Here is a 19,371-nt window from a genome sequence, read left to right as displayed (position 1 = left end):
CGCCCACAAAGGCAGACCTCGCGCCGGCGAAGCCCGACTCCGCGCCGGCCAAAGCCGACTTTGCGCCCTGACTTCAGGATCGGGAAGCCCTGCCCCAGGCCGGGCACACCCGACTCCGGGCCAGGGAGCCCGACATCGGGCCGGGAGAGGCCGACTCCGCGCCGGGGGAGCCCGGCTCCGGGCCGGGGGAGCCCGGCTCCGGGCCAGGGCAGTCCCCCGCTATGAAAGCCCGGCCCCGCCCGGGGAAAGCGCTTCCTCCCCCTCGGGGGGGATCGAGGCCAGGGCCGTCGCCGGGTCCAGCGCCGCGTCGCCGTCCGGAACCCAACGGCCGCGCTCCTTGCGGTAGGGCCACCAGCGCCCGTCCCGTCCCAGCCGCAGTTGGCCGGCCGCCCCGACGACCGTCCAGCGGTTGCCCCTCGCCCGCAGTGCCGGTCGCTCGTCGTCCTCCCAGGCCGAGTCCAGCGCGGCACGCGCGCGTGCGAGAGCCTCCCCCTCGACGGTCCACTCCTCCTCCAGCACGGACAGGGCGGCCGCGCCGCCGAGCCGCCAGGCCCTGACGGCCAGCGCCAGTTGCTCCCGGCTGCGTCCTGATCCGATGGCGAGCCGGTCCGCCACGGGAGACGCCGGCTCGGGCTGTCCCGTGCGGCCGGCCGCGAGCCGGACCGCGTCCTGAGCCACCGTCAACCGCGGTGCGAACGGCCTCCGTTCCGCCCCGGGACGCAGCGCCTCCCCGAGCAGGGCGTGGGCCTGCGCGGCCGTCCCGGCGGCCAGGGCTCGCAGGGCCGCCGGGTCCACGCCCTCAGGAGGCCGGGCGTCCGTGTCCAACGAGGGCGGCACGCCGGGTTCCTCCGGGAGTTCCGGCGCGGCCGGGAGCGGCGGCAGGACGTGCCCCGCCAGGTAGGCCTCCGCCGCGTCCACGCCCTCCGACCGGGGAGACGCCGTCCCGGCCGGTTCGGCCGCGCCACGCGCCTGGAGGTCGCCCAGCAGGGCCTGCTCGGCGCGTCCCCGCAGGAGGAACAGGACGAACGGATCCTGGTCGAGCAGCCGCGCCACCTGGTAGCACAGCGCCGCCGTGTGACCGCAGTGGTCCCAGGCGCCGCAGTCGCACTCCGCCTCCAGGTCACCCAGACCGGGCAGCAGCTCGATCCCGGCCGTCGCCGCGTCCTCGACCAGATGCGGCGGCATCTCGCGGTCCAGCAACGCGGCAACGTGTCCGGCCCGCTCCACCGTCAGGTCGAGGAACCGGTCCCACTGCGCGTCCGTCAGGACGTCGAGCAGCACGTCGGCCCGGTGCGGTGTCCGGTCGCGGTCCTGGACGACGGCCGTGAGGCGGCCCGGACGCACCGACACGGCGCCCACGGCTCCCGCGCGCGCGAGCCTGCGCCCCGTCCGCACCTGCTCCGCGTCCAGCGCCCCGTCCTCCAGGGCCGCCAGCCACGCCCGGCCCCACCACGTCTGCGCGAACCCCCTCCCGCGCGCGGGAGGCAACGCCGCGAACGTCTTTTCCCCGTCACCGTCGTACCGACTCATCGCGTGCCTCCTCGCAGCTCCACCAGTTCGGCCAGCTCGGCGTCCGACAGTTCCGTGAACCCGGCCTCACCCGACCCGAGGACGGCGTCCGCGAGGTCGCGCTTGCGACGCAGCATGTCGGCGATGCGGTCCTCGATCGTGCCCTCCGCGATCAGCCGGTGCACCTGCACGGGCCGGGTCTGGCCGATGCGGTACGCCCGGTCGGTGGCCTGCGCCTCGACGGCGGGGTTCCACCAGCGGTCGTAGTGCACGACGTGCTCCGCGCGCGTGAGGTTGAGTCCGGTGCCGGCCGCCTTCAGCGACAGCAGGAACACGGGAACCCCGCCGTCCTGGAAACGCCGGACCATCGCCTCGCGCGCGGGCACGGGCGTCCCTCCGTGCAGGAACTGCGACGGCACGCCCCGTGCGGCCAGGTGCCGCTCGAGAACCCGCGCCATGCGCACGTACTGGGTGAACACCAGGACGCTCGCCCCCTCGGCCAGGAGGGTGTCGAGCAGTTCGTCCAGGAGCTCCAGTTTCCCGGACCGCCCGGCGGTCCGCGGCCGCTCCTCCTTGAGGTACTGCGCCGGATGGTTGCAGATCTGCTTGAGGCCGGTCAGGAGCTTCACGACGAGCCCGCGCCGCGCCATGTCGTCGGCCTCGGCGATCGCCGCGAGCGTCTCGCGCACCACCGCCTCGTACAGGCCCGTCTGCTCCGTGGTGAGGGACACCGGGCGGTCGGTCTCGGTCTTGGGCGGCAGCTCGGGGGCGATCCCCGGGTCCGACTTGCGGCGGCGCAGGAGGAAGGGGGCCACGAGCCGGGCGAGCCGCTCCGCCGCGGCCGGGTCGCCGCCCTCCTCGACGGCTCGCGCGTACCGCGTGCGGAAGGTGCCCAGCCGGCCGAGCAGACCCGGTGTCGTCCAGTCGAGGATCGCCCACAGCTCCGACAGGTTGTTCTCCACCGGGGTGCCCGTGAGCGCCACCCGCGCGCGTGCGCCGATCGTGCGCAGCGCCCGCGCGGTTTCCGAGTACGGGTTCTTCACGTGCTGCGCCTCGTCCGCCACGACCAGGCCCCACGGCACCTCGCCGAGCCGGCTCGCGTCCAGCCGCAGGGTGCCGTACGTCGTGAGCACGAACTCCCCGTCGGCGAGCGCGTCCAGCTCGCGTCGTGGTCCGTGGAAGCGGCGCACGGGCGTGCCCGGCGCGAACCTCTCGATCTCGCGCTGCCAGTTGCCCATCAGGGACGTCGGACAAACCACGAGGGTCGGCCCGGCGGCCGCGGGGTCCGTCTGGCGGTGCAGGTGCAGCGCGATCAGTGTGACGGTCTTGCCGAGTCCCATGTCGTCGGCGAGGCAGCAGCCGAGTCCCAGGGCCGTGGTGCGGGCCAGCCAGTCGAGGCCGTGCCGCTGGTAGTCGCGCAGTGTCGCGGCGAGCGCGGCGGGCTGCGCGACCGGCTCCGGGTCCTCAGGGCGCGTCAGACGCTCCCGCAGTGCGGCCAGCCACCCGGTGGGGCGTACGTCGACCCGGCGGCCCTCGACCTCGGTGGATCCCGTCAGCGCGGCGCTCAGGGCGTCGATCGGCGTCACCTTGCGGTCCTGCTGCGCGCGGGCGCGGCGCAGCTCCCGGGGATCGATCAGAACCCACTGGTCGCGCAGCCGCACGAGGGGGCGGTTGGCCTCGGCGAGCCGGTCCAGCTCCGCACGCGTGAGCTGCTGGTCGCCCAGCGCGAACCACCAGGTGAAGGAGAGCAGCGCGTCCGCGGACAGGAACGACGGCGTGTCCGCACCGGCCCGGTCCGGTCCCGTTCCGTCCTCCGCCGGCCCCACCTCCGCGCGGGCGGTGAGTGTGCGGGCCAGGTCCCTCGGCCAGTGCACCTCGACTCCCGCGCCCGCCAGCGCCCGCCCACCCTCGCCGAGGAGCTCGGCGACCTCTTCGTCGAGCAGGTCGACGGCGTCCGGGACGGCCGCCGACAACAAGGGCGTGAGCGCGGGCCAGGCACGGGCCGCACGGCGCAGGGCGAGCAGCGCGTCCATGCGTGCGCGCGGTCCGAACGCCTGCCCCGCGGGATCGGCGTCCTGCCACACGGTGACGGCGTCCGCGACCAGCGCCGGATCGCCCACGCTGTGCACCTGCGGCACGGCGCGGAACCTCGCGACCGCTTCCGCGGCTGACGCCCCGGATTCCTCGGGTGACGCCCCGGAGAGCCCGGACACCTCGATCCGCAGCGAAATCCGTACGCCCGCGTCGTGCCCGGCCGCCACGTCGGCGGCCCACGCGCGCAGTTCCGGCACGCGCGAGGGCTGCTGCGCCGCGTACGCCGGGCCGCCCGTCATGAGCGGGGCGGCGGGGGAGCGGGGCAGTGCGTCCGCGACCGCGTCCAGGAAGGCCCGTAGCAGCGACTCCGGATCGGGCAGGCGCAGCGGCACGCTGTCGTCCAGCGGTGCCGCGTGCGCCTCGGGAGGCATCGCGGCGGCGAGACGGCGTACGCGGTCGACGTCGTCCGGGCCCAGCGGGCCGGCGCGCCAGGCGTCGTGATCGTCCGGGGACAGACCGGGCAGCAGCAGGCCGCGCGCGACGAGGTCCAGCGCGGTCAGGGCCGCCGCGCCCCAGAACGCGACGGCCCGGTGCCCGCCGGGGACGGCACGCGCGCGCGTGAGGACGGGCAGCGCGTCGCGCACCGGAAGCAGCACGACAGGCAGCCGTACGAGTTCCACGCCGGACTCGGTGGGCCGGACGACGGACAGGTCCGAGACGGCACCGGAGGCGAAGCGGACAGGAGCGTCACCGTCAAGCCGCCAGAAGGCGACGCTGCCGGTACGCGCGGGCGTGCCGGGCACGAACAGGGCGGGGTGACGGGCCAGTTCGACGATCTCGGACGGCGGTTCCGCGGAAACCCTCTGCGCAGAGATGAGCCTACTCCTCAAATTTGACTACTGAACCGGGTCGCCGAGGGTACAGCACTTCCGGTCGAATGTGAGCTACCCCAGGTGCCTCACATGCCGATCCGTGCCGCGATGACGGGTGCCAGCCGGTCCGCGATGACGCGGTGTCCCTGGTCGTTGGGGTGGACCGAGTCCGTCAGGTCGCCCGAACCCAGCCAGCCGGTGGTGTCGACGAAGGAGATCCGTGAGTCGCCGCCGTCGACGGCCGCCTTGACGGCCGCCTCGGTCTGCGGGACGTACCGGCCGCGGAAGGTCTCCAGGGCGAAGATCCACGCCTGCGGGTACGCGGCGCGGACCGTGCGGAGCAGGCTGGTGTACGCCGCCTGGAACTGCGTGGAACTGACGCCGTGGCCGACGTCGTTGGTGCCGAGGTTGATGACGACCGCGTTCGCCTGGTAGCGGGAGAAGTCCCAGTCGGGGGTGGTCGCGTTCGGGTTGAGCTTGGTGAACTGCCGCTCCAGGCCGACGCATCCGTCCGCCGTGGCGACCAGACAGGCGCCGCCCTGCGCGATCTGGGTGTGCTCGGTGCCGAGCCGTTCCCCGATCAGCCAGCCGTACGCGGTGCGGGCGTTCTGTGAGGACGTCGTCCCCACCGTGATCGAGTCGCCGACGAACTCGATCAGCTTGCCGGGCGCCGGAGGCGCGAACGTCGTGGCACCGCTGTCGAGGACGAGCCCCTGGAAGACGGCGTCGCCCCGGTACGAACCGGCGACGACCTGGTAGTTGACCTGGAGGGTGTGACTGCCGGCGGGCAGCGGGGAGGGGGTCAGGTTCACCGTCCCCTTCACGTCGTCGTAGAACTTCACCGGGCCGTTGTCGATCCTCGCCCAGAAGTCGACCGTCCCGCGCTGCTTGAGCTGGACGGTCCGGCCGGTGAAGCCGACCCGGTAGTAGGCGCCGGCCCAGTGCGGGGTGTAGGCGGTGGAGGAGGTCCGGGTGTCCCAGCGGCCCACGAACTTGATGTGCGGATCGCCGGGTTGACCGGGTGCGGCCGCCGCGGTGGACGTGGGGTCGCCGAGACGTGCGCCGATGACGGGGGCGAGACGGTTCGCGAACTTGGTGTGGCCGGCTTCGTTGGGATGCCCGTTGCCGTCCTCGTAGTCGGTGCCGTCGGTCAGCCAGCCCGTGGTGTCGACGTGATGCACCCTGGTGTCACCGGCCTCGGCGCGGGCGGTGACGGCCGCCCTCGTCTCGGTGAGGTAGCGCTTCTTGAGCGTCTGCACGGCGAAGAGGTGCGCGTTCGGGTAGGTGGCGCGCAGGTCGCTCAGGAACTTGGTGTACGCCGACTGGAAGGACGAGCCCGACACCCCGTGGCCGATGTCGTTGGTGCCGAGGTTGACGACGACGGCGTCCGCCCGGTAGCGGGAGAAGTCCCAGTCCTGGCCGCCCGTGCTCGCCGTCCTGAAGAACTGCGTGCTCAGGCCCGTGCATCCGGACCGGGCGACGAGACAGTAGCCGGAACGGGCGATCTGGGTGTGGCGCGCCCCCAACTGCTCGCCGGTCTTCCAGGCGTACGAGTCCAGTGCCAGGCGGTCGGTGAGCGCCCCGGCGGTGATGGAGTCGCCGACGAACTCGATCAGCCGTGACGGGGTGTTCGGCGCGACCGTGCGCGCACCGGGGTCCAGCACCAGGCCCTGGAAGACGGTGTCGCCGGAGCGGTAGGACAGGCGCAGGGTGTGGGTGCCGGCAGGCAGCGGCCGGGGAGTGAGGTTCACCGTGCCGCGCACCCCCGCGTGGAAGACATCGGGGCCACCGTCGATGCTGGCGTACAGGTTGACCGCGTCTCTGGCCTTGACCTTCACCGTGGTGCCGGTGAAGGCCGTCTGCAGATAGGCGCCGGTCCAGGAGGGCACCGCCGCGGTGCCGGCGCTGGTGTCCCAGCGTCCGACGTAGACGATGTTGGGGTCGGAGACCGAGCCGTCCCCCGGCGCGGCCTGCGCGGGGGAGCCACCCGCCCAGGACAGCAGGCAGGCGACGAGTGCGGCCGTGACGAGCGCCGGAAGGGCGCGTGCGACGCGGTGTGAGCGGGCGGCGTGGGACGTGGTGTGGGGGGTTGTCTGCACGGAGATCCCTTCGGTGGGGTGGGAGCGCTCCCGTGGGCAGCCTTTCGAGAGAAGCAATGAAACGGTTCAGCGTCAAGGGGTCCACCGAGAGGCCGGGGCCTGTTGGCGCACCACCGGTCGCCCTGAGGGGTGTACATCAGGGATCTCTCAGGGTCGCGGCTGGAACCGCGCGCCCCGCTGTCCCGTTTTCACAGCAGAGAGCGGCAGTGGCCGCGGAGGAGGCGACGCATATGTCGAAGAACGCGAAGATCGCCGCAGGAGGTGTGGCCGTCGGGCTTCTTCTGTGGATCTGGCTGCCCTGGTGGGCGGCTCTGCTGATCGTGCTGGGGGTTCCGGCGGCGGCGTACCTCGCGCTGGACCCCTCGCAGCGGCGCAGGCTGCGCCGCGTCAGCCGCAAGGAGCTCGGTCGCTGAGAGGGCGGGGGTCGCGGTGCGGCCCCCGTCGGCCGGTCCGGCAGTCGTCGGCCGGCCCGGCAGCCGTCGGTCTGTCCGGCCCCTTTCGGCCGGCCCGAGCCCGACCCGGCCCCGGTCGCCCCGCCGGAGACGGCTGACCACCTCGCCGCCCGCGTGAAGGGCCGGTCGCTGCTCGCAGGGGAGGCCGGCCGCCGGAGGGAAAGGTCGCGACAGGCAGGATGGCTGCCATCCGCGGGGAACGCTGCCATCGAAGGGAAGGCTGACATCCGCAGGAAGGCTGCGCGGGGCCTCGTACGCTGCCACCCGCGCGGCAGGCTGCCGCCCGCCCGGCGGGTCGGCCCCCACCCGCGCGGGGGCTCAGCTCGGTCGGACCGCCATCTTGTCGAGCGCCTCCAGGAGCCCCGGCAGTTCGGGGCCCCGGCCGACCGGCAGTACCTCGCCGGGCTCGTCGTCGAGCAGGACGAAGGCGATGTCGTCGGTCCTGGCCACCAGCGACCAGCCGGGACCGTCCGCGCGCAGGGTGCGCGCGTCGCCGGGCGCGAACGACGAGCGCACGCGGCCCAGCGGAGGCGGGGAGTCGACGTAGGAGCGCGCCTCCGCGAGGACCCGCCGGATGCCGCTGTGTCCCTTCGGTGCCTGCCCCTCCGCCTCGGCCGCATCGTCGGCCCGAGCACCGTCCTGTGCCGACGTGAACTCGGCGTCGTCGATCTGCTCGCGCCACAGCGCCCACTGCAGCGCTATCTCGTCCGCGCCCAGCCGCCGCTGGGCTGGGCCCCAGGTGCTCGTGTCCGGCGGGCTCAGGGCGGGACCGTCCGCGACCTCGGGGGCCGGATCGTGCGGGGCCGGCACGCCGGGAGCAGCGACGGCCACCTCCAGGGGCCAGCCGGGCAGCGCGGCGACCACCGTGCGCTCGTCGGGCGAGAGGTCGTACTCCATGCCGCAGTCCCACGACGCGATGGCGACGGCCACCAGCGACACGTCGTCGATGACGACCGTCCACCGCGCACCCTCACCGTCCTGGCCCAGCACCAGGCCGTATCCGTCGGCGAGCGGCGCGAGGCCGAGCGCCGCGCAGGCCTCCGGGTAGTCGTCGCCCAGCACACTCGGGAACTTCGCCGGCGTCAGCAGCACCGCCGTGAGCACATAGAGCGCATCGTCCGCGGCGGCGACGGCGTCCTCGTCCGTCCCGGCCATTCCAGCCTCCCCATCCGTTCGTCCAACGGCGCGCACCCTAGTGCGGCGGGAAGGCGCTTGTCACGACTCCCCGACACACCCGGAGCTGCAGTTTTCCGACCGGACGGGGGCGAATCCCCCCAGCTTGCCGGCGGGGTTCACACGGTGGGCAGCCCCAGGAGCGTCCGGGCCACCGTCCGCGGCGACTCGTCCCGCTCCCGCGCGAGCGCGATGACGGCACGGCAGGCCAGTTCGTTGACCCCGAAGGACAGCGCCTCCGGCGACACCCAGCCCGCCGCCTCCTCGATCCCGTCCTGGTCGTCCTCCGCGCAGGCCGAGACGTACGCGGCGGCCGCCTCGAACAGATTGTGCGTGCGCTTCCCGCCCGTGTGCTCCTGCCCGCCGACGCGCTGCCTCCCGTCGGCGGACCGCTCCCCGCCCGCACGCGACCGCGCGCCAGTGGCGCCGAGCAATCTCTCCCAGACCCTGCGGACCCCGTCGAACATGGCCACCACCTTCCCCTGGGTGATTACCCCGTGCCGAGCGTTCATCTGCACCGGTTCGCCGTAGAGTTGGAGCTTCGGCGGCAGGAGGGGGTCGGTGCGGTGAAGCGCTTCGAGCGGCTCGAACAGATCCGGCGGATGGACCCGTACGAGGACGCCTCGGAGATCTACCGGCTCACCGTGGCGTACGAGTTCCCCTGGGACTACACCCGAGCCTTGGAACTGGCCCTGTACCGCACCTACGCGGTGCCGAGCATCGGCGGACTGCTGGCGCGCACGGCGGAGCTCACGGACCGCACGCAGAAGCGCTACGACGACACCTCGCTGCTCCTGGACGCCGTCGTGGAGCACGGCTTCGACAGCGAGCAGGGCCGTACGGCCGTCCGCCGCATCAACCAGATGCACCGCGGCTATGACATCGGCAACGACGACATGAGGTACGTCCTCTGCACGTTCGTCGTGATGCCCAAGCGCTGGATCGACTCCTACGGATGGCGCAGGCTGTCCCGCCACGAGATGGTCGCCTCCACCGTCCACTACCGCACCCTCGGACAGCGCATGGGCATCAAGGACATCCCCGGGACCTACGAGGACTTCGAAGCCTGCCTCGACGCCTATGAGGAGGCCCACTTCGACTGGGACGAGGGCGCGCGCCGGGTCTCGGACGCCACGCTCGCCCTGATGGCGTCCTGGTACCCACGGCCGCTCGCCCCCCCTGCTGCGCACCGCCACCCTCGCCCTGCTCGACGAACCGCTCCTGAAGGCCTTCCGGTACACCGCGCCGGACCCCGTCACCCGCGCACTGGTCCGCCGAGCGGTACGCGCGCGTGGCCGCGCCGTCCGGCTGCTGCCACCGCGCCGCAGGCCCCATTTCGCACGGCAGAACTGGGAGATCAAGGGCTACCCGAACGGCTACCGGCTGGCGGACCTGGGCACCCGCCCGGTGCCCGGTGCCGGAGGCTGCCCCGTGCGGCACGTCGACGGGCCGGCCACCCGGTGAGGTCGGCGTTCAGCCGCCCAGTGAGTCCAGTGTGTCGCGCAGCCAGGTGACCTCGGCCCGGGACGTCGCCCGGGCGATGGTGAGCACGCCACGCCGGAACGGGTCGTCCAGCTCCTCGGCGCTCAGCGGCCGGTCACCGTCGTAGAAGAAGCTCGCCGGCTCCTCCAGGAAGGCCAGCCGACGGCGCAGCACGGCCGCCTGGGCCGCGGCGTCGTCCAGGTGCCGGAGAAAGGCGAGCACCGTGAACCAGCGGTTCTCGTCGGTGATGTCCCGCTCGCCGGGTGCGGCGAGCCGTCGGCGCAGCTCGCGTCTGCCCTCTTCGGTGAGGGTCAGGACGTGCCGTGGGGCGGCGACGGCACCGGGCTCCGTCGCGCGTACCAGAAGGCCCGACCTCTCCAGGCGCTTGATCGCCGGGTACAGGGTGCTCTCGGCCACGGGCCGTACGTGGCCCGTCAGAGCCGAGATGCGCTTGCGCAGCTCGTAGCCGTGCAGGGGGGCGTCGTAGAGGAAGCCGAGGATGGCGAGCTCCAGCATGCCTGCATTCTGCCGTAGATCCGTGGTACGTCGAGCCTGCTGTATTTCGCTGTGGATATACATCGATACCGAGGTATGCTCCCGGTCGGTCGAATCGACGTGGTGCCCTGAGGAGGCAGTGATGCGACAGGCCGAGTTCGGTAGTGGGGGAAGCCGGATCCGCTGGACGGAGACGCCCGGCGCGCAGCCCGCGCGCGTGTACGTGCACGGGCTGGGAGCCACCTCGGCCGCCTATCACGCGCACGTGGCGGCCCGTCCCGAACTGGCCGGTCGGCGCAGCCTGTTCGTCGATCTTCCCGGACACGGCATCAGTGACCGGCCCGAGGACTTCGGCTACACCCTGGAGGAGCACGCGGACGCTCTGGCGGCCGCACTGGACGCGGCGGACGTGAGGGACGCCGAACTGGTCGCCCACAGCATGGGCGGCTCCGTGGCCATCGTCCTCGCCCACCGTCGCCCCGACCTGGTCTCCCGGCTCGTCCTCACGGAGGCCAACCTCGACGCCTTCCCGCCGCTGACCGCGGGCAGCAGTGGCATCGCCGCATACACGGAGGACGACTTCGTCGACGGTGGCCACGCGCGTGTGCTGGAAAGGGTCGGTCCCCTGTGGGCGGCGACCATGCGGCTGGCCGACCCGCGCGCCCTGCACCGCAGTGCCGTCGGACTGCGGCGCGGATCCGACCCGGTCATGCGCGAGATCCTGGCGGGGCTCGACCAGGTCGAGCGTGTCTTCCTCCAGGGCGAACGCAGTGGTGAGCTCGCGGGAGCCGACGCCCTGGAGGCGGCGGGCGTGCGCGTGGTGACGGTGCCCGCCGCCGGTCACAACGTCATGTTCGACAACCCCGACGCCTCGTGACGGCGGTCGCCGGAGCGCCGTGAGCCTCAGTCCCCGCGCACGGCCAGGGCCAGGAAGCGGGTGTCCTCGTCGACGTACGAGGTCAGGCGCCACCCGGAGCCGGCCAGCAAGGGGCGGAGGTTCGGCTCGGCGCGCAGGTCGTCGGGGGTGATCTGCCGGCCGTGGCGTGCGGCGAGCGCCGCTCTGCCGATCGGGTGGAAGAGCGCCAGCGTGCCGCCCGGGCGCACGACGCGGGCCAGCTCCCGCAGGTTCTCCGCCGGGCGGGGCAGGTGGGAGACGAGCCCCGCCCCGAACACGGCGTCGAGCGACGCCGAGCGCAGCGGCAGCGCGGCCACGTCCGCGAGCAGCAGCCGCCCGTCGCGGTCCCGTCCCGCCCGTACGGCCGCCTCCAGCATGGCCGGGGTCAGATCGACCCCCAGGACCACTCCCGACGCCCCCACGGCCGCGCGCAGGGGCGGCAGGGCCCGTCCGGTACCGCAGCCCGCGTCCAGCACGCGGTCACCCTCGCGCAGACCCAGGTCGGCGACCGCCGCCGCGTACGCGGGACCGTCGTCGGGGAACCGGCTGTCCCAGTCCGCCGCGCGCGCGGAGAAGAACTCCTGGACGTGTGTGTGGTCGTCGCTCATGTGCCGCATGATCCCTCACCGGCACGGAGGACGTCTCGGCGCACACGTTCGAGCGCGCGGCGATCGGTCCGGCGCATTTCCGCGTCATATTGCGGCACCTTTCGAAATGCGCCCCCTTTGTGCTCCCGCGCCCCCACTAGCGTCCCGGAGCCATGGGACACCTGGACCACGCCACCTTCGGCTGGCTGACCCCCGTGCTGTCGTACGTGATGGCCTGCATCGGCGCCGCCCTCGGGCTGCGCTGCACCGTCCGGGCGCTCGGCGCCACCGGGCGCTCGCGCCGCAACTGGCTCGTCACGGCGGCCTCCGCCCTCGGCACCGGCATCTGGACCATGCACTTCGTGGCCATGCTCGGCTTCGGCGTCAGCGGCACCGACATCCGCTACGACGTCCCCCTGACCGTGCTCAGCCTCGCGGTCGCCATGCTCGTCGTCTGCGCCGGAGTCTTCGCCGTCGGCTACGGCCGCGACCGCACGCGCGCGTTGCTGGTCGGCGGCCTCACCACCGGACTCGGCGTGGCGAGCATGCACTACCTGGGCATGGCCGCGGTCCGGCTGCACGGCGACGTGACCTACGACCCGATGCTGGTAGGACTCTCCGTCCTGATCGCCGTCGTCGCGGCGACCGCGGCTCTCTGGGCCGCCCTCGACATCAAGTCGCCGGTCGCGGTCACCCTCGCCTCGCTCGTCATGGGCGCGGCGGTGAGCAGCATGCACTACACCGCGATGTTCGCCGTGGACGTGCGCGTCACGCCCTCCGGCGCGGCCCTGCCCGGAGCCACGGCGATGCAGTTCATCTTCCCCCTCGCCGTCGGCCTCGGCTCCTACCTCTTCCTGACCTCTGCCTTCGTCGCGCTGTCGCCCACCACGGGCGAGCGCGAGGCGTCCGCCTCCGCGCAGCAGCCGGGGGACAGCGTCGCCGGCCGTCAACAGGCCCGCACCGCGTGACAGGACCGGACGGCACGCCCCCCGAACCCCTTCCGAGCGAGGAGGCCATGCGCACACCCCGGAGGACCCCCACGGACGGCGCCGAGACGCCGCCTCTCGTGCGCGGGCGTCGTGCCCACGCCGGACCCCCCGCCGACGAGGGACCGGACGAGCGGCCCGCAACACCGGCGGACGCGCCGTCCGCGCGCGCGGGACGCCGACGGATCAGGCCGCGCACCGTACGCGCCAAGATCGTCTGCCTGCTGATGGTGCCCGTCGTCTCCCTGCTGGCCCTGTGGGCGTACGCCACCGTCAGTACCGCCCAGGACATCTCCCGGCTGCGCCAGTTGCAGCGCGTGGACTCCGAGGTGCGCACGCCCGTCGCGGCCGCGGTGGCCGCCCTCCAGGCCGAACGGGCGGCCGCCGTACGCCACGCCACCGCCCCGGCCGCCGGACAGGGCGACGACCTGAGGAAGCTCGCCGAAGGCACCGACCGCGCGGTGGCCGAACTGCGGCTCGGCGACGACAACACCGTCGCCGACGGCCAGGAACTGCCCGCCGGAGTCGCCCAGCGCCTCGAGGCGTTCGTCTCCGGGGCCGAGGAACTGCGCCCGCTGCGGACCGCCGTGCTCGACGGCACCGCGGGCTGGGAGGAGACGTACGGCCGGTACACGAGCACCATCTCGGCCGCCTTCTCCGTCGGCGGGGCCCTCTCCGGCATCCAGGACGCCGAACTCGGCTCGGACGCGCGTGTGCTGCTCGAGTTCTCCCGCGCGGGAGAGGCGCTGGCCCAGGAGGACGTCGTGCTCGACAGCGCGCGTCTGGCCGGGCGCCTCGACGGGGAGCGCATGCGGCTGTTCACCGGCGCCGTCACCGCCCGCCGCACCCTCACCGAGTCGGCCGCGGCGGACCTGCGCGGCCCCGAACGCGCCGCCTGGCGCGGCCTGGCCGCCGGCAGCGCCTACGCCGCCGTGGACGCCGTCGAGGACAAGGTGCTCGCCCACGGGCCCGGAACGAAGGCCGTCGCCGCCGCGCCCGAAGCCACCTGGGGCACGGCCCACGCGCGCGTGCAGAACGGCATGCGGACCATCGAGGCGGACGCGGCGCGCGCAGTCGCCGACCGCGTCGACCCGTTCACGCGCGGACTGCTCACCCCGGCCGGCGCCGCGGTCCTGCTCGGTCTCGCCGCCGTCGCGGCCTCACTCGTCATCTCCGTGCGCATCGGCCGCGGGCTCGTCGTGGAACTGGTCAGCCTGCGCGACAGCGCCCTGGAGATCGCCCGCCGCAAGCTGCCCGAGGCGATGCGGAAACTGCGGGCCGGCGAGGAGATCGACGTGCGGGCCGAAGCGCCGGCCGGGCCGGCCGCCGAGGACGAGACCGGCCAGGTCGCCGAGGCCCTGGGCACCGTGCACCGCGCCGCCCTTCGGGCCGCCGTGGAGCGCGCCGAACTCGCCAGCGGCATCTCAGGGGTCTTCGTCAACCTCGCCCGACGCAGCCAGGTCCTCGTCCACCGCCAACTCAGCCTTCTGGACAGCATGGAGCGCCGCTCGGACGATCCGAACGAACTGGGCGACCTCTTCCGGCTCGACCACCTCACGACCCGCATGCGACGCCACGCGGAAAGCCTGATCATCCTCTCCGGCGCCGCTCCCGGCCGGGCCTGGCGCATGCCGGTCCCCCTGACCGACGTGGTCCGCGCCGCCGTCTCCGAAGTCGAGGACTACGCGCGCGTGGAGGTCAGGCAGCTCCCGGAGGCGTCCGTCATCGGCTCCGCCGTCGCCGACCTCACCCACCTCCTCGCCGAACTCGTCGAGAACGCCGCCCAGTTCTCACCCCCGCACACGCGCGTGCGCGTCACCGGGGAGCCCGTCGGCAACGGCTACGCCGTCGAGGTCGAGGACCGGGGGCTCGGCATGGGCAAGGAGACCCTCGCCGAGGCCAACCGGCGGATCGCGCAGTCCGAGGCCCTCGACCTGTTCGACAGCGACCGGCTCGGCCTGTTCGTGGTCAGCAGGCTGGCCGCACGCCACGACGTCAAGGTCCACCTGCGCCCCTCGCCCTACGGCGGCACCACGGCGGTCGTCCTGCTGCCCACCGCCCTGCTGCACAGCGGCACACCGGAACGTTCCGCCCGAGAGGTCACGCGAGCGCAGCAGCCGGCCGGACGCGAGCACGCGCGCGTGCCCGCCGCCGACCGGCACCAGGAAGCCGTCTCCGCGACCACCGGCCGGCACCAGGAAGCCTTCTCCACGACCACCGACGGACACCAGGGAACCTTCTCCGCGACCGCGGACGGCCACCAAGGAGCCATCCCGACGACCGTCGACGGGCACCACGAAGCCATCCCCGCGACCGCCGAACGACCGGCGCTCATCGCTCCCGTCCGGGCCGCCGCCGAACCGACGTCCGACACCCCACCCCCCGGAGTCACCGCCTTGCGCCTGCACCGCCCGCCGGACGACTCCGACGGATCGGACGACCTGCCGCGCCGGGTACGGCAGGCGAACCTCGCCCCCCAACTGCGCCGGCCGCAGCCCGAGGCCCCCGCTCCGGCCCCCGGCCCGCGCAGCGACGACGGACGCACCCCCGAACTCGTACGGGACCGGATGGCCGCTTACCGGGACGGCTGGGCGCGCGGCGGCGGAAGGCACCCCGGCCCGGGCGCCACCCCGGATCCCGCACCGGGCAGCGACAGCAGCGAAGGAGACCCCGCATGATCCAGGAACCGAGCACGAGGCCGGCCCAGCGGCACGGCGAACTCGACTGGCTGCTGGACGACCTGGTGATGCGCGTGAGCGAGGTGCGGCACGCCGTGGTGCTGTCCAACGACGGACTCGCCGTCGGCGCGTCCACCGGCCTCGGCCGCGAGGACGCCGAACACCTCGCCGCCGTCGCCTCCGGCTTCCACAGCCTCGCCAAGGGCGCGGGCCGGCACTTCGGCGCCGGCGGCGTACGCCAGACCATGGTGGAGATGGACGACGGCTTCCTCTTCGTGGCCGCCGCGGGCGACGGCTCCTGCCTCGCCGTCCTCACCGCCGTCACCGCCGACATCGGCCTGGTCGGCTACGAGATGGCGCGGCTGGTCAAGCGCGTGGGGGAGCACCTCTACACGCCGCCGCGTCTCTCGGCACGGCCACCTGCCGCCGGCTGAGGCGAGAGGGTGACCCGCACCGATGACCGAGGACCTGACCGGCACCCCGCACGAACAGGGCAGCCAGTGGTACGACAACGAGGCCGGGCCCCTCGTGCGGCCGTACGCCATGACGGGCGGACGCACGAGACCCGGGCCCGCCGGCGTGCGCTTCGACCTGATCGCCCTGGTCACCCTGGACCCGGGCGGGCCCGGCGCCGACGGTGCGGGCCTCGGGCCGGAACACCGCACCCTCATCGGCCTGTGCCGTACGGAAACCCAGTCCGTCGCGGAACTCGCGGCGGGCGCCGACCTTCCCGTGGGAGTGGTCCGGGTGCTCCTCGGCGACCTGCTGGAACTCGGCCGCGTCACCGTCAGCCGACCCGTCCCACCCGCCCGGCTGCCCGACGAACGGATCCTGCGTGAGGTCATCGAAGGACTGCGGGCGCTGTAGACGAACGTCCGCACCCCTGCGGAAGCGTACGGACCCACACCCGACACGCCGACCCGTGCTCGCGCCCCGCGCGGGGCTCTGCGGAGCCCGTGCTCGCACCCGCCCAGGCAGCCTGCCGGAGCCCGTACGCACGCCCCGAGCAGGCACCCCTGCCGGCGTACTCGCCCCCGTACTTCCCCCTCGACCGTTGCCCGCACTCCCGAGAGAAGTGATCCATGGTCTCCGAGCACTCCGACGCCACGGGTGGCGACACGACCCCCCTGGCGTTGAAGATATTGGTCGCCGGCGGTTTCGGCGTGGGGAAAACCACCCTGGTGGGCGCGGTCAGCGAGATCAAGCCGCTGCGCACCGAGGAACTGCTGAGCGAGGCAGGCCAGTTGGTCGACGACACCGACGGCGTCGACCAGAAGGTCACGACGACCGTCGCCATGGACTTCGGCCGGATCACCATCCGCTCCGGCCTCTCCCTGTACCTGTTCGGCACCCCCGGCCAGGACCGCTTCTGGTTCCTGTGGGACGAACTGTCCCAGGGAGCCCTGGGGGCCGTCGTGCTCGCCGACACCCGCCGCCTGGAGGACTGCTTCCCCGCGGTCGACTACTTCGAGCACCGGCACATCCCCTTCGTGGTGGCCGTCAACTGCTTCACCGGAGCGCGCACTTACGGGGCGCCCGAGGTCTCGCGCGCCCTCGACCTCGACCAGGGCACGCCCGTGGTCCTGTGCGACGCCCGCGACCGTGACTCGGGGAAGGAGGTGCTGATCAGGCTCGTCGAGTACGCCGGGCGGATGCACACCGCCCGACTGCTCGACTCGGTGAGTTGAGGGGCCGCCCATCCCCCCGTCAGTCCGCGACGGCCACCTCCGCGAGCACCTTCTCGATCTTCACACGGACGAGCAGTTCGCCCGGAACGCCGTTACGGGCACCGAACTCCTCGGCTCGGTCCTCGCCCATGTACCTCGCTCCGATCCGGGTCGCCCAGTGCCGTACCTCGTGGAGGTCCTCCGAGACGCGCGCGACGCCCTGCACCACCACGTAGCCGAACGGCGGCCGGTCGTCGTCCACACAGAGGGCGACCCGGCCGTCCCGGACCAGATTGCGCCCCTTCACCGTGTCCTTGCCGGTGTTGAAGACCACCTCGTCCCCGTCGAGCAGGAACCAGACCGGTGCCACGTGCGGACGTCCGTCCGCACGCACCGTGGACAGCTTCCCGGTACGGGTGCCGTGCGAGACGAACGCCCGCCATTCCTCGTCGGTCATCTTGTGTGCCATGTCCTCATCCTCCTTGCTCGGCGGCCGGTGGTGGGGAAGGCTGGCGACCAGACCCTCCCGCCAGGCGGGAGAGCGCACGGGGAACAGAACACGGGGAACAGAACACGGGGAGAGACGGAACATGGCGCAGAAGCAGGGGCTGGGGTGGCTGCTGGACGACCTGACCGAGCGGGTCGACCACGTGCGACACGCACTGGTCCTGTCCAACGACGGTCTGGTGGCGGGCGCGAGCACGGGACTGCGCCGGGAGGACGCGGAGCACCTCGCCGCCGTCTCCTCCGGACTGCACAGCCTGGCCAAGGGCTCCGGACGCCACTTCGGTGCCGGCCAAGTGCGGCAGACGATGGTCGAGTTCGACGACGCGGTGCTGTTCGTCACCGCGGCCGGCACCGGCAGCTGTCTGTGCGTGCTCAGCGCCGCGGAGGCCGACATGGGCCAGATCGCCTACGAGATGGCGCTGCTCGTCAACCGCGTCGGCGAGCACCTCGCGGTGGACGCCCGCCGTCCCGGTCACATCCCGCCCACACAGCTCTGACCTGCTCTTCATCCCCTCGCCCTGGAGTTGTCCACAGGCTTGCCACGGCGTGCGCGAATCCGGCTACGGTTTTTCCGAGGCCACCGCGGACGGCGCGGGCCACTCGGACTCCACGCCCGCCGCAGGCGGCGCGGGCCACTCGGACTCCACGGGGGAGACGACCATGTCGGGCGACACCACCACACGACCGCACGAGCTCTTCTGCACGTTCAGCCGTGCGGCAAGGGAACTGACCCTGAAGCGCCGCGAGTTCGACCTCGCCGTGAACCTCGGGCGGATCAGAACCCTGCCCGACGAAGGAGGCGGGGGACGCCTGGTGGCCCGAGCCGAGCTCGACCGCCTGCGCTCGGAGCCCGGCTTCCCCGAGGTACTGCGCAAGAGCGTCGAGACCGTCGGCACCAGCGCGGGCGCGGCCGTCATGGAGGTAGCGCCCACCCGCTTCACGCGCCTCGCGCGGCTGGGGCTGGTGGTGCCCGTGACGTTCCACCTGAACCGCTACCGGGCCGTCGTCTGGCTGTACCTCGCCGACGAACTGAGGCAGTTCGCCGCCGACAAGGACCAGGCACCCCTGCTGACGGGCCGGGCGCCCGAGGGCATGCGCAAGCAGTTGGCCGCGGGTCTCGACCTGCGTCCCCGCAACTGGCGGGGCCGCCACCTCGGGTTCCTGCTGCGGCAGGCCGGCGATCCCTGGCAGCGCGCCGGAGCCCTGGCCGGGTTCCTCGATCCCGTCCAGGTCGCGCAGATCGTCAAAGACCCGTACGAACGATCCCATCTGAACCGCTTCCGACCGGGACCACCGGCCCATGCAGCGCCCGGTTCACCGGCCGCGCACCTCGTCGAGAGGATCATGACGGCGGACGACCCCGACGAGATCGACTGGCTGCGTTCCGACCTGGCGCAAACCCTGGACGAGGCCCGCACCCACCAGCCCGCGCCACGCCCCTCACAGAACCGGAAGCCACCGAGGCAGGACCGGAAGCCACCGAAGCGGAGACGGAACCCCCTGAAACTCCACCAGAAGCCGGCCCCGGCGTCGCCGCACCCGGCGGGGCAAGCCCCGCCGTCCGACGGTCTCTCCCACCGGCTCTCCCACCGGCCCTCCGACCGGCCCGCGCGAGCCAGGACCGGTCTGTGGGACTGGCTGCGCCGCAGAACCACGTGACGCACGGGACCCCCAGCGGGATGCCGTCGGGCGGCACGGGTACCGGCGCCGCCGGTACCGGTACAGGCGGCGCCGGGACCGGCAACGGGATGGTCGCGGTCGGCTTCCGGCGGTGTCCGACCCGCCCGGAAGACGCCCCGGACGGCACCTTCACCCGGGTGGCCCCGGTGCCGGTCCGGGGAGCCTCCTCGGCCCGCGCGGCGTCATACGCGTCCGCGGTCACCGGTGACCGCGGACGGACCCGGGGCTGGGGCAGCCACGTCCACGGGGAACAGG

The 19,371-nt window shown here is 73.3% G+C and carries 17 protein-coding genes and 1 pseudogene; 10 read left to right on the top strand and 8 right to left on the bottom strand.

The window, feature by feature from the left end:
• Positions 1–219: 219 nt before the first annotated feature.
• The 3 genes from ACIBBD_RS04790 to ACIBBD_RS04780 form a co-directional block, all read right to left on the bottom strand.
• A complete protein-coding gene (locus ACIBBD_RS04790; RefSeq protein WP_399417846.1) occupies positions 220–1,530 on the bottom strand; it encodes an SWF or SNF family helicase in 1,311 nt (436 codons plus the stop codon).
• Positions 1,527–4,433, bottom strand: coding sequence for a DEAD/DEAH box helicase (locus ACIBBD_RS04785; protein WP_399417845.1), 2,907 nt, complete (start codon positions 4,431–4,433; stop codon positions 1,527–1,529). Before ACIBBD_RS04785 ends, ACIBBD_RS04790 begins: the two co-directional genes overlap by 4 nt.
• Positions 4,434–4,501: 68 nt before the next feature.
• Positions 4,502–6,514 (bottom strand): GDSL-type esterase/lipase family protein, encoded by a 2,013-nt coding sequence (locus tag ACIBBD_RS04780; RefSeq protein ID WP_399417844.1) that lies wholly within the window; start codon positions 6,512–6,514, stop codon positions 4,502–4,504.
• A 230-nt stretch (positions 6,515–6,744) separates the two neighbouring features.
• Between ACIBBD_RS04780 and ACIBBD_RS04775 the strand changes: the two genes are divergently transcribed.
• Positions 6,745–6,927: a hypothetical protein gene (locus ACIBBD_RS04775; protein ID WP_399417843.1), complete on the top strand. Its 183-nt coding sequence runs from the start codon at positions 6,745–6,747 to the stop codon at positions 6,925–6,927.
• A 357-nt stretch (positions 6,928–7,284) separates the two neighbouring features.
• Here ACIBBD_RS04775 and ACIBBD_RS04770 read toward each other — a convergent pair whose 3' ends face one another.
• Together ACIBBD_RS04770 and ACIBBD_RS04765 are read right to left on the bottom strand one after the other, a co-directional pair.
• A complete protein-coding gene (locus ACIBBD_RS04770) occupies positions 7,285–8,121 on the bottom strand; it encodes a hypothetical protein (protein ID WP_399417842.1) in 837 nt (278 codons plus the stop codon).
• Between the two features lie 137 nt (positions 8,122–8,258).
• A complete protein-coding gene (locus ACIBBD_RS04765) occupies positions 8,259–8,606 on the bottom strand; it encodes a hypothetical protein (RefSeq protein ID WP_399417841.1) in 348 nt (115 codons plus the stop codon).
• 99 nt (positions 8,607–8,705) lie between these two features.
• On the opposite strand from ACIBBD_RS04765, the pseudogene ACIBBD_RS04760 reads away from it, so the two are divergent.
• A pseudogene (locus tag ACIBBD_RS04760) lies at positions 8,706–9,603 on the top strand (oxygenase MpaB family protein).
• Positions 9,604–9,612: 9 nt separating this feature from the next.
• Here ACIBBD_RS04760 and ACIBBD_RS04755 read toward each other — a convergent pair.
• Positions 9,613–10,137, bottom strand: coding sequence for a PadR family transcriptional regulator (locus tag ACIBBD_RS04755; protein ID WP_399417840.1), 525 nt, complete (start codon positions 10,135–10,137; stop codon positions 9,613–9,615).
• 121 nt (positions 10,138–10,258) lie between these two features.
• Here ACIBBD_RS04755 and ACIBBD_RS04750 point away from each other — a divergent pair, with 121 nt between their 5' ends.
• Positions 10,259–10,993, top strand: a complete 735-nt coding sequence (locus ACIBBD_RS04750) for an alpha/beta fold hydrolase (RefSeq protein ID WP_399417839.1) — start codon at positions 10,259–10,261, stop codon at positions 10,991–10,993.
• A gap of 26 nt (positions 10,994–11,019) precedes the next feature.
• Here the strand turns inward: ACIBBD_RS04750 and ACIBBD_RS04745 are convergent, their stop codons facing one another.
• Positions 11,020–11,619 carry a class I SAM-dependent methyltransferase gene (locus ACIBBD_RS04745; protein ID WP_399417838.1) on the bottom strand — a complete coding sequence of 200 codons (600 nt, stop codon included), beginning with the start codon at positions 11,617–11,619 and terminating at the stop codon, positions 11,020–11,022.
• Positions 11,620–11,771: 152 nt separating this feature from the next.
• Here ACIBBD_RS04745 and ACIBBD_RS04740 point away from each other — a divergent pair, with 152 nt between their 5' ends.
• The 5 genes from ACIBBD_RS04740 (at position 11,772) to ACIBBD_RS04720 (ending at position 16,950) form a co-directional block, all read left to right on the top strand.
• Entirely contained in the window at positions 11,772–12,566 is a 795-nt protein-coding gene (locus tag ACIBBD_RS04740; RefSeq protein ID WP_399417837.1) for an MHYT domain-containing protein, read from the top strand.
• 47 nt (positions 12,567–12,613) lie between these two features.
• Positions 12,614–15,262, top strand: coding sequence for a nitrate- and nitrite sensing domain-containing protein (locus ACIBBD_RS04735; protein ID WP_399417836.1), 2,649 nt, complete (start codon positions 12,614–12,616; stop codon positions 15,260–15,262).
• Entirely contained in the window at positions 15,259–15,696 is a 438-nt protein-coding gene (locus tag ACIBBD_RS04730; RefSeq protein ID WP_399417835.1) for a roadblock/LC7 domain-containing protein, read from the top strand. The genes ACIBBD_RS04735 and ACIBBD_RS04730 overlap by 4 nt, the downstream gene beginning before the upstream one ends.
• Positions 15,697–15,718: 22 nt before the next feature.
• The gene (locus tag ACIBBD_RS04725; RefSeq protein WP_399417834.1) at positions 15,719–16,129 is read left to right on the top strand and encodes a DUF742 domain-containing protein; all 411 of its coding nucleotides are present in this window, start codon (positions 15,719–15,721) and stop codon (positions 16,127–16,129) included.
• Between the two features lie 215 nt (positions 16,130–16,344).
• Positions 16,345–16,950, top strand: a complete 606-nt coding sequence (locus ACIBBD_RS04720) for a GTP-binding protein (RefSeq protein WP_399417833.1) — start codon at positions 16,345–16,347, stop codon at positions 16,948–16,950.
• Positions 16,951–16,969: 19 nt separating this feature from the next.
• Here the strand turns inward: ACIBBD_RS04720 and ACIBBD_RS04715 are convergent, their stop codons facing one another.
• Positions 16,970–17,398, bottom strand: a complete 429-nt coding sequence (locus ACIBBD_RS04715; RefSeq protein ID WP_399417832.1) for a PPOX class F420-dependent oxidoreductase — start codon at positions 17,396–17,398, stop codon at positions 16,970–16,972.
• A 121-nt stretch (positions 17,399–17,519) separates the two neighbouring features.
• Between ACIBBD_RS04715 and ACIBBD_RS04710 the strand changes: the two genes are divergently transcribed.
• On the top strand, positions 17,520–17,933 hold the full coding sequence (locus tag ACIBBD_RS04710; protein ID WP_399417831.1) for a roadblock/LC7 domain-containing protein: 414 nt from the start codon (positions 17,520–17,522) through the stop codon (positions 17,931–17,933).
• Positions 17,934–18,096: 163 nt separating this feature from the next.
• The gene (locus ACIBBD_RS04705) at positions 18,097–19,095 is read left to right on the top strand and encodes a DUF6397 family protein (protein ID WP_399418130.1); all 999 of its coding nucleotides are present in this window, start codon (positions 18,097–18,099) and stop codon (positions 19,093–19,095) included.
• The last annotated feature ends 276 nt before the right edge of the window (positions 19,096–19,371 follow it).

The sequence above is a fragment of the Streptomyces sp. NPDC051315 genome (assembly GCF_044455165.1).
Taxonomy (GTDB): Bacteria; Actinomycetota; Actinomycetes; order Streptomycetales; family Streptomycetaceae; genus Streptomyces.
Note: the sequence above shows the minus strand (reverse complement) of the source record. Positions and strands in the feature narration are given on the sequence as shown.

What these genes read in the sequence shown, in the direction of transcription:
- ACIBBD_RS04740 (WP_399417837.1), top strand. Translation starts at nt 11,772, where the DNA reads ATGGGACACCTGGACCACGCCACCTTCGGCTGGCTGACCCCCGTGCTG.
- ACIBBD_RS04745 (WP_399417838.1), bottom strand. Translation starts at nt 11,619, where the DNA reads ATGAGCGACGACCACACACACGTCCAGGAGTTCTTCTCCGCGCGCGCG.
- ACIBBD_RS04755 (WP_399417840.1), bottom strand. Translation starts at nt 10,137, where the DNA reads ATGCTGGAGCTCGCCATCCTCGGCTTCCTCTACGACGCCCCCCTGCAC.
- ACIBBD_RS04765 (WP_399417841.1), bottom strand. Translation starts at nt 8,606, where the DNA reads ATGTTCGACGGGGTCCGCAGGGTCTGGGAGAGATTGCTCGGCGCCACT.
- ACIBBD_RS04725 (WP_399417834.1), top strand. Translation starts at nt 15,719, where the DNA reads ATGACCGAGGACCTGACCGGCACCCCGCACGAACAGGGCAGCCAGTGG.
- ACIBBD_RS04775 (WP_399417843.1), top strand. Translation starts at nt 6,745, where the DNA reads ATGTCGAAGAACGCGAAGATCGCCGCAGGAGGTGTGGCCGTCGGGCTT.
- ACIBBD_RS04720 (WP_399417833.1), top strand. Translation starts at nt 16,345, where the DNA reads ATGGTCTCCGAGCACTCCGACGCCACGGGTGGCGACACGACCCCCCTG.
- ACIBBD_RS04710 (WP_399417831.1), top strand. Translation starts at nt 17,520, where the DNA reads ATGGCGCAGAAGCAGGGGCTGGGGTGGCTGCTGGACGACCTGACCGAG.
- ACIBBD_RS04750 (WP_399417839.1), top strand. Translation starts at nt 10,259, where the DNA reads ATGCGACAGGCCGAGTTCGGTAGTGGGGGAAGCCGGATCCGCTGGACG.
- ACIBBD_RS04705 (WP_399418130.1), top strand. Translation starts at nt 18,097, where the DNA reads ATGTCGGGCGACACCACCACACGACCGCACGAGCTCTTCTGCACGTTC.
- ACIBBD_RS04790 (WP_399417846.1), bottom strand. Translation starts at nt 1,530, where the DNA reads ATGAGTCGGTACGACGGTGACGGGGAAAAGACGTTCGCGGCGTTGCCT.
- ACIBBD_RS04730 (WP_399417835.1), top strand. Translation starts at nt 15,259, where the DNA reads ATGATCCAGGAACCGAGCACGAGGCCGGCCCAGCGGCACGGCGAACTC.
- ACIBBD_RS04715 (WP_399417832.1), bottom strand. Translation starts at nt 17,398, where the DNA reads ATGGCACACAAGATGACCGACGAGGAATGGCGGGCGTTCGTCTCGCAC.
- ACIBBD_RS04735 (WP_399417836.1), top strand. Translation starts at nt 12,614, where the DNA reads ATGCGCACACCCCGGAGGACCCCCACGGACGGCGCCGAGACGCCGCCT.
- ACIBBD_RS04770 (WP_399417842.1), bottom strand. Translation starts at nt 8,121, where the DNA reads ATGGCCGGGACGGACGAGGACGCCGTCGCCGCCGCGGACGATGCGCTC.